The following is a 12438-nucleotide window of genomic DNA, read 5'->3' on the forward strand; positions in this document are numbered from 1 at the left end:
GCGCAAGGCTTCGACAGGCTCAGCCCGAACGGCTGGTTCAAGTTCAAAGGTGCCGACTCAATAAAAACGGCAATTGGATGCATTTGCCAGCGCTGCTGTTGGGGTGCCAGGCAAGGCGCGACGACGCGGCAGGCTCGTGCCGGCAGGGTGGCCCAACACCGCATGGCGCTCCAAAAGCGGTGCTGGCAAGTGCATAGCGCTGTCACCCCAAAGGTGAGGCTGCAAAAACAACCCAAGGCCCGAGCCCACGCGGTGTGCGGCAAGATGACAAGCGGTCAACTGCCGTTTTTAGGTTTAACCAACAATAGTCGGGCGCGGCACTACGAAATGATTTCTAAATGGTGGCACCACATCCTGCGCTGGCCCGGCCGCATCCTGACCGGGCTGGCCAGCGGCCTGCTGGCGCTCGTCATCCTGTTCGAGGAATGGGGCTGGGAGCCGCTGCAGCGCCTGCTCGCCCGCATCGGCCGCTGGCCCGGGCTGCGCTGGGTGGAGGGCTGGGTGCGCAGTCTGCCGCCCTGGGCTGCGGTGGCCGTGTTTGCCCTGCCCACGGTACTGCTGCTGCCGGTCAAGCTGCTGGCGCTGGGGGCCATGGGGCGCGGGCATGTGGTGCTGGGCATGGTCATCATTGTGCTGGCCAAGCTGGTAGGTACTGCGGTGGTGGCGCGGCTGTTCACCCTCACGCAGCCTGCGCTGATGCGGCTGCGCTGGTTTGCCGCCTTCTACGCCGGGTGGACGCGTGCCAAGCATGCCGTGCTGGAGCGCGCCCGCGCCACCTGGGCCTGGCGCGTGGCCCGGGTGCTGCGCAGGCAGTGGGCCAAGTCCTGGCGACGCCGCACGCGCGGGTAAGCGCGGTTTTCACAGGCGACGCCGACTGCCGCCTCGCCTCTCGCCAGCCCAGCGCGTGACCGCTGCTACTCGCTGGCAGCTTGACCCCGGCCCCGGTGCCGCAGGCGTGGCAGAAACGTGCAAACGCGCTCTTGCATTGAGGAGGCTCCTTGCCGCGTTGGTGGGCCGCCCTTGCGCACGCCACCTCTGGATGTCCCCTGAAAAGAGCCGCTTGCCCACCACGTGTCATGGCGGGGCAAACGGCATGGCTTGACCAACGAAAGGATCAGCGCAAAACGCCCATGGCTGGGCTCACGCCATCCCAAATGGCTTCCTCTTTCAATTCAAGAGATGTTGCACCTTGGATATATCCCGTTACATCGGTGATGGACACGGACACTGCACGCAAGGCATCCCCACCCGTTTTTTCTTTAGAGAACGCACAGAGCGCGACATCGGGTGTTACATAGATTAACACGGCTGAGTCGGTCAACTTGGCAGGGGCTCGCAATAGCGGGGAGAAGTCAACAAAAGGCAAAGGCACACCATTTTGGACCGTCGGGTCACGCCAGTTGTCATTTGTGAGAGTCACTGCAGGATTTAGATTCAGGCTTTTCACAATCAGGGTCGGATCGGAGTCAGACGATTTACCCTCGGCCAAAATAACGAGATATTTCAATCCATTCAAAGATTTGCCACCACGCCCCACAATGGTGCAACCTGAAGTCTCGGTGTTTTGGGATTGAAGGGCGTTGGTGCTGATGTTAGTGAGCTCAGCTTGGGCTGCGCTTGCAAAGCTCAATCCGGCCAAAAGCGCCAAACGGGTGCATAAAGAAAACATGGGCATATCCTTAAGGTAAAAAAACAACGGATAGAAATTCGGGCGAATGGGAAGCGCTGCATAAACCTCGCGTGGGTGCGCTGTTTCAGAGCCCTCGGCCCAATGGTCGCAGCCCTCGCTGTCAAACGGCTCTCACTGGTCTCAGGTTTAACCAGTTTAACCAAGAGTGTGGGCTCGGCATTGAGGCGGCTGGCGCGTGGCGAGGGTGCTGCGCAGGCAGTGGGGGCGGATCTGGTGGCGCCGTACGCCGTAGGCGCAAGGGCAGGCCGCACCACGCGGCAGCGCCCTGCGCGGGTGGCGACCTCAGCGTTCCAGCACCCGATTGGCCCAGGCCACCCCAGACGCTCTCGCGGGTGCCAGCGGCCCGCCTCTTCACCTGTCGGCTGCGTGGCCCGGCTACTCGCTGGCCAGCTTGACCCCCGCGCCCGCGCCGCAGGCGTGGCAAAACCGTGCAAACGCGCTTTTACGGGTGGAGCATGCGCCGCAGCGATCAAACAGGCCAATGCCGCAGTGCGGGCAAAAATCGATCTTCTCGTTTTTAAGGTCCACCGGTCGCTCGCAGCCGGGGCATACGCTTTTGGCCAGGCGGGCCAGGGCGACGTCGTAGCTCAGTTCCTTGCGGCGCTCCTGGTCGGGCAGCGACTCGGCCAGCTTCTGGCGCTCCAGGTAGCGGTTGAGCGCCAGGATGGCGTAGCGCCCCACCACCGCCGTCACCGCAATGCCCACCACGTAGCGCACATAGCCGCCGTAGCTGGGCAGATAGGGCACCAGCTCCACAAAGAAGGCAAACAGCGCAAAGAAGATGAAGCCCCACACAAAAGGCCAGTAGGTGCTCTGGCGCTGCTTGACAAACAGCCAGCCCGCAGCGGCCAGCAGCGGCAGCGTGAGCGCCAGACGGTACAGAAACACCCGCAGTTCGACCTGGCGACGCTCGGCGGCCATCTTCTCGTAGCCGTTGGTCTCCAGCTGGCTAAGTTGCTCCTGCATGGCCGCAGCGCTCTGGCGCGCATCCAGGGCTGCCTGTTGCTGCTGCTCCAGCGCGCGCTGGGCGGTCAGTTCCGTCTGCTTCAAGGCATCGAGCCGCTGCGTGCGCCGGATGAGTTCGGGGTCCTGGTCGCTGCGCTGGGTGGCACTGCGGGTGGCCAGCCAGTTGCTGAACGTCTCGCGCTCGGCCCGGCTTTCGCTGGCGGCCTTGCTGCGCTGCAAACTGGCCTGCTCCAGCGCCGCCTGCGCCTCCTGCTCGGCCTTGCGCGCCGCCTTGACCTGGTCGCGCAGCGCCTGGGCCGCGTTGTGGTCCAGAAAATCATCGAGCTCCAGCGGCGCCTCGACCTTGGGCAGATCACCCACAATGGTGCCGCCCAGCCCGATCAGGAAACCGGCAAACACGAACGCCACCAGCCACAGGCCGCGGCGAAACCATTTTTCAGACAGACGCAGGGATTTGCTCATGCGGTTTTTCTTTCAGGGAGCACAGTCATCCACGGCCAAAATGCTATTATTTAAATAGCATCAAAGGCTACGTCATCAGGCGCGAGTGGCAATTTTTATCCATATTCCAGCGGGCAGCGCCGGTGGCTACCTGGTCGCGACCACCACGGGCGCTGCCGCCAATTGCGTGCGCTGCATCCACGCCAGCACCGAATCCACCGTCACTGTCTCGATGCGGTCCGAAAACCGCTTGTCGTTCGGGTGGTCGTCAAACGCAATGTTGGCCGAGCCCACACGGCCGCCCATGCGGGTCAGCGGGCCAAGCTTGAGCGTGGTGGGCGTGTAGCCCTTGAACTGCAGCCATGCCTGGGCCTGCTCGCGCGTCTGCACGGTGGCCGGCTCCATGACCAGGGCCAGCGTTTCCAGCGCCCACTGATTGGACTGCTGGTACTTGCGGCCCCACACATAGCTGACCATGCTGTATGGCGCGTGCTGCAGCGTGCGAACGCGGCCGGTCTCCTGCAGCGTCGCCAGCATGCGCTGCTGCACCTCGGGCGCGGGCACGGCGTACACGGCCTCGTAGCGCCACAGGTCGTCCAGAAAAAACTCGCCCAGGCCCTGGCGGTACAGGTGGCCCACGGCCGTACCGCATTCATTGAGCTTGTGCGCCACGCGCCAGGGGCCCTCGGCCGTCTTGTAGGCCCAGCCCATGTGCGAGTAGCGCAGGCTGTATTTGCTCAGGTCCTGACCCACACGGCCCAGCACCACCACGCGCGTGCCAGACTTGGCATGCTCGGCATCGAGCGCGGCAGACGTCTGCTCGGCCAGCTTCATGCCGCGCTCGATCACCTGCACGGTGGGCTTTTTGCCCTCGCACGATCGGCCCGCGTGGGCGGGGCTCATCAGGATCAGTGGCAACGCAGCGGTCAGCACCGTGAGTCCACGGTCCATGAAACGGGCGCGACCCAGGCCAGAGCTGCCCAGCAAGGGCCGCCCCGCAGCTAGGGCATTGCCCCCCTTTCCGGAGCGCGCAGCGCGTGGAGAGAAGGAGGATGCCGCGTAGCGGCTCAGGGGGATGTGCTGCATGTCAGAGCCGCTCGTTGTGCAGCAGCGCGCGGCCCAGCGCGTTGGGCACAAACGCAAGGGCCTCACCCGCCACCGACAGCACCACGCCCGTGCCGATCACGCTGCAGGTCACCACCGTGCCCACGGCGTAGGCCGAACCTGCCAGGCCACGGCCTGCCACCTGCACGCTCACCTGCGCCCCGTCGGAGGCGCGCTCCAGCAGGTACACCGTGCCCACGGCAGAAGCCTCCACCGCCTTGACCGTGAGCATCGCGCCGCCCACCGACAGGGCTGCGGGCAGCGTGACCACCGCACCCGCAGCCGCTGAGGCCACCGAGGCCGTGCCCACCACCGAGGCCACCGGCAGCAGCGACAGCGCCGCTGATGCCTCGCTTTGCGCACGGGCTGGCGGTGCCACCGCAGCGCACAGCAGACCAGCGGCCAGCAACAGGGCGGGAATCAGCGTGCGGCGGGCTGCGGCGCGGTCCCCATGAGGTTTGCTCTGCATGAAACGTCTCCTGAAACGGGAACCGGCAGGACCGGCTCCGGGTAAAGATGAATGGATGATTGGATGAAGGGATCGGACGAGGACTTACTCAGCCCGGGCAGCAGCCGCAGCTTCGCGGCGGCCCTGCAGGCGGGCTTCGAGCTGGTCGGCCTCGTGGCGATCGCGCAGCATCTTGGCCAGCGTGAAGGCGGTGGTGATCAGGTACAACCAGCTCACGCCCAGAAACGCCTTGTAGGTCACGTTGATGTCCATGCCCAGCAGGCCCCAGCCCGTCAGGCCCATGGCCACCGCAAAGCCGCCCCAGACCACCAGCTTCCACAGCGGCGTGTCGCCTGCGCCGCGGGCGGCAGCACTGTCGTTGTCACGCACAAACTTGGCCAGCGCAAAGGCGGCCGAGAGGCAAAACACGTAGCCCATCACCATAAAGACCTGCTCCAGCTGCTGGCCGGGCAACCAGGCCAGACCCACGGCGCACAGGAACACGGCAATGCCGAAGGAGATCCACACCTGGAACTGCCAGGCCCGGGTGTCACGCTGAACCACAATGGGAGATAAAGACATTTCGCTGGGGTGCCCCTTGGGGGCGTTGGTTGAACACGGAACGCATGGTGCCCGGGCATCACCAGCCTGTCTGTGTTGAACCGCAACAGTGGCGGGGCGCAGCCTGTTTGGTATCGTTTAGCGATACTTTTGGCAATTGCAACGCGGTGAAGCCCATTGCCCATGATGCCCCCGGAGGGCCCAGGGGGCTGGATGCGGGCCGGGTCAGTCCGCCAGCAACTTCGCCACCCGCTCTCGCAGCAGCGCAGGCTGCACGGCCGAAGGCTCCATCGGCTCGCCCACATTGAGCCCCACGCGGCTGAATAAGCCCCTGCGGAAGGGCCGCACCATCGCACCGCCCTGCTCGATACGGCTGAAGTACGAGCCCCACAGATTGGTCAGCGCCATCGGTATCACCGGAGGGTTCACACCCTCGGCCTGGGCGCGCTCGATGATCTTCATGATGCCGCCCTTGAACTCCTGCAATTGCCCGTCGCGGGTGATGCCGCCTTCCGGGAAGATGGCCAACAGATCGCCTTCGCGCAACACCTGCGCGGCCCGCTCAAAGGCGGCTTCGTAGGTGGCGGGATCGTCCTTTTGGGGAGCCACCGGAATCGCCTTGGCCAGGCGGAACAACCCGCCGAGCACCGGCAAACGGAAGATGCGATGGTCCATCACAAAGTAGATGGGCCGGGGGCTGGCCGCCATGAGCAGCACCGCATCCACAAAACTCACATGGTTGCAGGCCAGAACGGCAGCACCCGTGGTGGGCAGGTTGTCATCGCCCTGCACCTTGAAGCGGTACACCAACCGCGACGCCACCCAGGCCACAAAGCGCAGCAGGTACTCGGGCACCAGCATGAAGATGTAGAACGCCACCACCGCGTTGGCGATGCCGGTGAACAAAAAGATCTGCGGCACCGTGAAGCCCGCACCCAGCAGGGCACCGGCCATCAGCGAGCTGGCGATCATGAACAGCGCGTTGAGGATGTTGTTGGCCGCGATGATGCGCGCGCGGTGCGTGGGCTGGCTGCGCATCTGGATCAGCGCATACATCGGCACGCTGTACAGGCCCGCAAACAGGCTCAGCAGCAGCAAATCGAGCATCACACGCCAGTGCGCGCTCTGGGCCATGAAGGCGGCCAGACCCATCACCTGCGACGGCGGCAGGCTGCGCGAGGCAAAGTACAGGTCGATGGCGAACACGCTCATGCCGATGGCCCCCAGCGGCACCAGCCCGATCTCGACATGGCGGCGCGAGAGCACTTCGCACAGCAGCGAGCCGATGCCGATGCCGATGGAAAACACCACCAGCAGCAGCGACGCCACCTGCTCGTTGCCGTGCAGCACCTCCTTGGCCAGGCTCGGGAACTGGCTGAGGAACACCGCGCCGAAGAACCACATCCAGCTGATGCCCAGCAGCGAGCGAAAGACCACGATGTTCTCGTGCGCGAGCTTGAGATTGCGCCAGGTTTCGGTGAACGGGTTCCAGTTGATGGTGAGGCCCGGGTCGGTGGCGGGCACCGCCGGAATGAACTGCGCCACCGCGCGCCCGGCCAGCGCCGCCACCACGCAGGCCACCGCCACCGTGGTGTGGCCGATACCGGGAATGGCCACCAGCAGGCCACCCGCCACATTACCCAGCAAGATGGCCACAAAGGTGCCCATCTCGACCATGCCGTTGCCACCCGTGAGTTCGCGCTCGCTGAGCACCTGGGGCATGTAGGCAAACTTGACGGGGCCAAACAGTGTGGAGTGCACGCCCATGAGGAAGGTGCACAGCAGCAAAATGGGCACGTTGTTCGCCATGAACCCGAAGGCCGCCACCAGCATGATGGCGATCTCCATGTTCTTCACGAACCGGATCATCTTGGTCTTCTCGTACTTGTCGGTCAATTGCCCCGACGTGGCCGAGAACAGCAAAAACGGCAAAATGAACAGCGCGCCAATCACCAGCCCCGCCATAGCAGGCGGCAGCCACGACACGCTGAGCTGGTAGGTCACCATCACGGTGAACGCAAACTTGAAGAGGTTGTCGTTGGCCGCGCCGGAAAACTGCGTCCAGAAAAACGGTGCAAAGCGGCGCTGGCGCAGCAGGGCAAACTGGTTGGGGTCGTGGTGCGTGGGCGCGGGCTGTGCGGCAGCGGCACCGTGGCGTGCGTCGGTGTTCATGCGTTGTTCCTCATGTCCCTCAGGCGCCAGGGCACCCGTGTGTGTTGTGTGCATTGTGATGGGCAATGCAGGTTAGTCGCGTGACGTCGCTGCGGCATCCCCGGTGCGCGCGCCATTGTGCCGCTATGCCAGGCATCATGGTCGCCGCCCCAGGCGGCTGGTGGCCACCAGCACCGGCCAGGCCGCTGCCGCGGCAGCCAGATGCTTGAGCGTGTGGCCCGATATCCAGCCCGTGGCATGGAACACGGAGTGGTCGGCGGCCTCGAACAACTTGGCCAAAGCGTACAGCCCAATGACCGCGCCCAGATGCACCGCCAGCCCCCGAGGGCGCAGCGGGAACAGCGCGGGCACGGCCAGCAGCGCCACCACCAGCATGCCGCCGATCTGCACCACGGCCCAGGGCAGCAGGTTGCCGGTGTGGGCCCACCAGGCCACCGCCAGCGGCCCGGCCAGCAACACTGCAGCCGCTGCCAGCGCACCTGCCCGGGCGCTCACGCGGCCCGCCGCTGCCAGGCCCAGCAGGCCGGCAAACGGCAGCACCATGCCCAGGCGGTCCCACGCCAAGCCCGCATCGCCCGGTGCCCAGTGGTACAGCATGGAGCCTGCGGCCGTGGCGATCATCCCGCCAAAAAACAGCCGGGCACACGCGTGCGACACGGCATCCAGAGCGCCTTGCGGAGCCCGACGCAGCGCCCACAGACCGACGATGCCCGCCAGCGCAAACGGTAGGTTGCTCAGCACATCCAGCGCACACGGAACACCCCACAGCGTGCGGCCATCGGCAAAGTCATGCTGGTGCGGGCTGGCGGGCAGCACCGGCCCCAGGCAAGCCAGGGCCAGCAACAGCAGGCCCAGCCCCAGCAGCATGGCTTCGGTGCGCAAGAGGGGCTGCCGCACGGGCTGCGGCAAAGGCGGCGCAACGTGGGCGCTCGGGGCCCTCCCGTCGGGTATAGGTTTCGGCGCAAGGTGGTGGTGGGTCATGCAATGGCTCCTGATGTCAAGATGAACGGGATCGGCGCAGTGTCCAGGCCATCCACCCCAAACCCCTCAAAAAGTCGCGCAAGAGGCTACCCATGCCGCTTTTGGTATTGATAATCGATACCCATGAGCACCACCGCCGACCTCGTCACCGCCCTCAAAAAAGAACTCAAAGCCGCGCAGATGACCTACGCCGACCTGGCGCAGGCCCTGGGCATGGCTGAATCCAGCGTCAAACGCATGCTGGCCAAGGGCGACATGCCGCTGTCGCGCATCGACGCCATTTGCCGGGCACTGGCGCTGGACTTTGCCGACCTGGCCCGGCGCGTGGCCGAAGACCAGCCGCTGCTCAAAGAACTGACCCACGAGCAGGAAAAAGCCGTGGTGGCCGACAAAAAGCTGCTGCTGATGGCGATCTGCGTGCTGAGCCAATGGACGCTGGAGCAAGTGACCGGCTACTACCGCCTCACCGAGGCCGAGGGCATCAAATACCTGGCCCAGCTCGACCGCATCGGCATCATCGAACTGCGCCCCCTCAACCGCTACCGCCTGAAGCTGGCCAAAACCTTCCGCTGGCGACCGCACGGCCCGGTGATGAATTACTTTCGCGAGCACGCCCTGCTCGACTACTTTGCCGGCGGCTTTGACGGCCCGGGCGAAGGTGTGCTGCTGGTGCACGGCAACATCAGCCGCGGCCTGGCTCCGGCGTTCATGGAACGCATGCAGCGCGTGGCCCAGGACTTTGCCCAGCAGCACCTGGCCGACCAAAAGCTGCCCGAGCGCGAACGCGAGGGCTACACCCTGCTGCTGGCCATGCGCAGCTGGGAGTTCGAGGCGTTTGCCAACATGCGGCGGTAAGCGTCATTCCGCTTTGGGAATGCCTGAGATGCGCCGTGGCGAGCGATGGGGCGCAGCCCGACAGGCCCCACCGCCACCAACCCGCCGCGCCTGCCTCCCTTTTGCTGGAACGCGGCAGGGGGGATTGCATCAGCAAGGATTGCAACCCATTAGCGCGCCGACAGGCCTAGAATAACTTTCAGCAGGAGAGCAGCGGCCCGCCCCACCGGCGGCCAATGCACCGAAGGCGCAAACTCCCATACACGCTCAGGTCCCGTACTGCACCATTTTTTCAGCCGTCTGGAGAGCCGCTGCAGCCCACTACCGGGTCTGTGGCGCACCGAAGGAGCAAGCCGCAGCCCGGGTGGGCGAGCGGTGAATCTCTCAGGTACCAAGGACAGGGGGAGCGGCAGCTTGACGGATGCGCGTCGGTTGCTGTTTTTTTGCTATTGACTCAATAGCTGCAACCCCACACCCATCAAGCGCGACAGCCCTGAAAGGCTTGAAAATCATGCGCGTGATCGTTTTGGGTGCCGGCCTGCTCGGCGTGACCTCTGCCTACTTCCTCTCGCAACTCGGCCACGAAGTGACCGTGATTGACCGCCAGGGCACGCCCGGCGCTGAAACCAGCTTTGCCAACGGCGGGCAGATTTCGGTAAGCCATGCCGAGCCCTGGGCCAACCCCAGCGCGCCGATCAAGGTGCTGCAGTGGCTGGGTAAAGAAGATGCCCCCCTGCTGTTTCGCCTGCGCGCCGACATGCGCCAGTGGCTGTGGGGCCTGTCGTTCCTGCGCAATTGCACACCGGCCCGCACCCGCCACAACATCGAGCAGATCGTCAGCCTGGGCACTTACAGCCGCGACACGCTGCAGCAGTTGCGCGCCGCCACCGGCATCCAGTACGACCAGCGCACGCAGGGCATCCTGCACTTCTACACCAACGCCAAGGAGTTCGACGGTGCGCTGGCTCCGGCCGAGCAGATGCGCGCCCTGGGCTGCGAGCGCCAGGTGATCAGTGCCGACGAGGCCGTGCGCATCGAGCCTGCCCTGGCGCACATCCGCCCCCAACTGGCGGGCGCTACCTACACGGCCGAAGATGAATCCGGCGATGCCAACCAGTTCACGCGCGAACTGGCCAAACTGTGCGAGGCCGCGGGCGTGAAGTTCCGCATGGGCCACCACATCACCGCGCTGCGCGAGGTGGGCGGCCACATCGACCATGTGGAAGTGACCAATGCCGAAGGCCGCTTCGAGCGTGTGCGCGGCGATGCGTTTGTGCTGGCCATGGGCTCGTTCAGCCCGTTGCTGGCGCAGCCACTGGGCATCCGCCTGCCCATCTATCCGGCCAAGGGCTATTCGGTGACCATGCCGGTCAAGGACGCGAGCATGGCCCACCAGGTCAGCCTGACGGACGACGAGTTCAAGCTGGTGTTCTCGCGCTACACCAGCGAGCGCGGCGGCGACCGCCTACGCATTGCGGGCACGGCCGAGCTCAACGGCTACAACCGCGACCTCAACCAGGTGCGCTGCGACGCCATCGTGCGCCGGGTGGAACAGCTTTTCCCAGGCGCGGGCGACGCCACGCAAGCCCAGTTCTGGACGGGCCTGCGCCCCGCCACGCCCAGCAACGTACCGCTGATCGGCAAGACCAAGCTCGGCAACCTGTTCCTGAACACCGGCCACGGCACGCTGGGCTGGACGCACGCCTGTGGCTCGGGCAAGAGCATCGCCCGCATCGTGGCCGGCCTCGCGCCGGAGGTGGACTTCGCGTTCACGGGCGTGAAGCGCCCGTTCAGTGCCGGGTCTCGTCCGCCCGCCAAGGCGGCAACTGCCAGCCTGTAGCCAGAGCCAGCACGCGCAGGCCCGTGGCGGTGAGCGCGGCGGCGGCCAGGGCCGTCTCGCCCGGCAGCCCTGCTTGCTGGACGCCGATCAGCACCCAGCCACCGGCAAACGAGCACACCGCATAAGGCCGGTGGTCGCGAAAGGCGCTGGGGATCTCGTTGCACACGATGTCGCGCAACACCCCGCCAAACACGGCCGTCACCATGCCCATGAGCACGGCCACGATGGCGGGCATGCCGTTGGCCAGCGCGATCTCGGTGCCCCCGGCGGTGAACAGGCCCAGGCCCAGGGCGTCAGGCCACTGCATGGCGCGCTCGGTCACACCGAAGTGCCGCGCACGCAGGAAGAGCATGGCCCCCACGCACAGCGCCAGCAAGGCCCACAGCCAGTCGGCATGCGTCACCCAGAAGAAGGGCCGACGGTCCAGCAGGATGTCGCGCAGCGTGCCCCCGCCGAAGGCGGCCAGGCCCGCCACCACCACCACGCCCACGGCGTCCAGCCGCTTGCGGGCCGCCGCCAGCAGGCCCGACAGCGCGAAGGCCAGGGTGGCCAGGGCCTCGATGAAGGTGATGGCGTTGTTCAAGGCGTCCTTCCCGACGCCACTTCAGCCGCCTGGGCGGCCGGTAGCCACGATGGGTGCTGAATGCCGAGGGCGATCACGGCGCAAGTATCGAGGACGCCTGAGGGGGCCCAGCCGCCGGCGGCGAGAATGCTCGGATGACCGACACCCTCACCTTGAAGCGCCCCGACGACTGGCACCTGCACGTGCGCGATGGCGCCCCCATGGCGGCCGTGGTGCCGCACACGGCGCGCCAGTTCGGCCGCGCCATCATCATGCCCAACCTCAAGCCGCCGGTGACCACGGCAGCGCAAGCTGTGGCTTACCGGGAGCGCATCCTGGCGGCGGTGCCCGCCGGCCTGCGCTTCGAGCCCCTGATGACGCTGTACCTCACCGACAACACCCCGCCCGAGGAAATCCGCCGTGCGCGCGAGGCCGGCGTGGTGGCGCTCAAGCTCTACCCGGCCGGGGCCACCACCAACAGCGACGCGGGGGTCACGGATGTGCGCCGCACCTGCGCTACGCTGGAGGCCATGCAGCGCGAGGGCTTGCTGCTGCTGGTGCATGGCGAGGTGACCGATGCCGACATCGACCTCTTCGACCGCGAGGCCGTCTTCATCGACCGCGTGATGCAGCCGTTGCGGCGCGACTTTCCCGAGCTCAAGGTGGTGTTCGAGCACATCACCACGAAGGAGGCGGCGCAGTACGTGGCCGGCGCGGACGAGCGCACCGCCGCCACCATCACCGCGCACCACCTGCTCTACAACCGCAACGCTCTGTTCATCGGCGGCATGCGGCCGCATTACTACTGTTTGCCCGTGCTCAAGCGCGAGGTGCACCGC

The 12438-nt window shown here is 65.8% G+C and carries 12 protein-coding genes and 1 riboswitch; of the genes, 4 read left to right on the forward strand and 8 right to left on the reverse strand.

Annotation, left to right across the window (positions count from 1 at the left end):
- Positions 1–327: 327 nt before the first annotated feature.
- A complete protein-coding gene (locus ACK543_RS05010) occupies positions 328–849 on the forward strand; it encodes a hypothetical protein (protein ID WP_409941750.1) in 522 nt (173 codons plus the stop codon).
- Positions 850–1114: 265 nt separating this feature from the next.
- Here the strand turns inward: ACK543_RS05010 and ACK543_RS05015 are convergent, their stop codons facing one another.
- From ACK543_RS05015 to ACK543_RS05045, 7 genes are all read right to left on the reverse strand, one after another.
- Entirely contained in the window at positions 1115–1669 is a 555-nt protein-coding gene (locus ACK543_RS05015; protein WP_409941751.1) for a hypothetical protein, read from the reverse strand.
- A gap of 396 nt (positions 1670–2065) precedes the next feature.
- The gene (locus tag ACK543_RS05020; RefSeq protein ID WP_409941752.1) at positions 2066–3118 is read right to left on the reverse strand and encodes a serine endopeptidase; all 1053 of its coding nucleotides are present in this window, start codon (positions 3116–3118) and stop codon (positions 2066–2068) included.
- Between the two features lie 126 nt (positions 3119–3244).
- Positions 3245–4048, reverse strand: coding sequence for a DUF2145 domain-containing protein (locus tag ACK543_RS05025; RefSeq protein ID WP_409941761.1), 804 nt, complete (start codon positions 4046–4048; stop codon positions 3245–3247).
- Positions 4049–4184: 136 nt separating this feature from the next.
- Positions 4185–4670 (reverse strand): hypothetical protein, encoded by a 486-nt coding sequence (locus ACK543_RS05030; RefSeq protein ID WP_409941753.1) that lies wholly within the window; start codon positions 4668–4670, stop codon positions 4185–4187.
- A gap of 84 nt (positions 4671–4754) precedes the next feature.
- Positions 4755–5231: a YiaA/YiaB family inner membrane protein gene (locus ACK543_RS05035; RefSeq protein WP_409941754.1), complete on the reverse strand. Its 477-nt coding sequence runs from the start codon at positions 5229–5231 to the stop codon at positions 4755–4757.
- A 204-nt stretch (positions 5232–5435) separates the two neighbouring features.
- Positions 5436–7382: an MFS transporter gene (locus ACK543_RS05040; protein WP_409941755.1), complete on the reverse strand. Its 1947-nt coding sequence runs from the start codon at positions 7380–7382 to the stop codon at positions 5436–5438.
- A gap of 135 nt (positions 7383–7517) precedes the next feature.
- Positions 7518–8279 carry a hypothetical protein gene (locus tag ACK543_RS05045; RefSeq protein WP_409941756.1) on the reverse strand — a complete coding sequence of 254 codons (762 nt, stop codon included), beginning with the start codon at positions 8277–8279 and terminating at the stop codon, positions 7518–7520.
- 207 nt (positions 8280–8486) lie between these two features.
- Here ACK543_RS05045 and ACK543_RS05050 point away from each other — a divergent pair, with 207 nt between their 5' ends.
- Both ACK543_RS05050 and ACK543_RS05055 read left to right on the forward strand, forming a co-directional pair.
- The gene (locus tag ACK543_RS05050) at positions 8487–9218 is read left to right on the forward strand and encodes a helix-turn-helix domain-containing protein (protein WP_409941757.1); all 732 of its coding nucleotides are present in this window, start codon (positions 8487–8489) and stop codon (positions 9216–9218) included.
- Positions 9219–9487: 269 nt separating this feature from the next.
- Positions 9488–9608: riboswitch (glycine riboswitch) on the forward strand.
- Between the two features lie 100 nt (positions 9609–9708).
- Positions 9709–11037, forward strand: a complete 1329-nt coding sequence (locus ACK543_RS05055; RefSeq protein ID WP_409941758.1) for a D-amino acid dehydrogenase — start codon at positions 9709–9711, stop codon at positions 11035–11037.
- On the opposite strand, the gene ACK543_RS05060 is transcribed toward ACK543_RS05055, so the two are convergent.
- Entirely contained in the window at positions 10988–11620 is a 633-nt protein-coding gene (locus ACK543_RS05060) for a trimeric intracellular cation channel family protein (RefSeq protein WP_409941759.1), read from the reverse strand. The genes ACK543_RS05055 and ACK543_RS05060 overlap by 50 nt on opposite strands.
- 134 nt (positions 11621–11754) lie before the next feature.
- Between ACK543_RS05060 and pyrC the strand changes: the two genes are divergently transcribed.
- Positions 11755–12438 (forward strand): dihydroorotase (pyrC, locus tag ACK543_RS05065; RefSeq protein WP_409941760.1); only part of this gene is annotated, 684 nt, incomplete at its 3' end.

Source organism: Acidovorax sp. (assembly GCF_046341535.1).
In the GTDB taxonomy this organism is placed as follows: domain Bacteria; phylum Pseudomonadota; class Gammaproteobacteria; order Burkholderiales; family Burkholderiaceae_C; genus Acidovorax.

Bases quoted from the DNA above. Each gene is read 5' to 3' on its own strand.
- ACK543_RS05010 (WP_409941750.1), top strand. From the start codon at position 328: ATGATTTCTAAATGGTGGCACCACATCCTGCGCTGGCCCGGCCGCATC.
- ACK543_RS05015 (WP_409941751.1), bottom strand. From the start codon at position 1,669: ATGTTTTCTTTATGCACCCGTTTGGCGCTTTTGGCCGGATTGAGCTTT.
- ACK543_RS05020 (WP_409941752.1), bottom strand. From the start codon at position 3,118: ATGAGCAAATCCCTGCGTCTGTCTGAAAAATGGTTTCGCCGCGGCCTG.
- ACK543_RS05025 (WP_409941761.1), bottom strand. From the start codon at position 4,048: ATGGACCGTGGACTCACGGTGCTGACCGCTGCGTTGCCACTGATCCTG.
- ACK543_RS05030 (WP_409941753.1), bottom strand. From the start codon at position 4,670: ATGCAGAGCAAACCTCATGGGGACCGCGCCGCAGCCCGCCGCACGCTG.
- ACK543_RS05035 (WP_409941754.1), bottom strand. From the start codon at position 5,231: ATGTCTTTATCTCCCATTGTGGTTCAGCGTGACACCCGGGCCTGGCAG.
- ACK543_RS05040 (WP_409941755.1), bottom strand. From the start codon at position 7,382: ATGAACACCGACGCACGCCACGGTGCCGCTGCCGCACAGCCCGCGCCC.
- ACK543_RS05050 (WP_409941757.1), top strand. From the start codon at position 8,487: ATGAGCACCACCGCCGACCTCGTCACCGCCCTCAAAAAAGAACTCAAA.
- ACK543_RS05055 (WP_409941758.1), top strand. From the start codon at position 9,709: ATGCGCGTGATCGTTTTGGGTGCCGGCCTGCTCGGCGTGACCTCTGCC.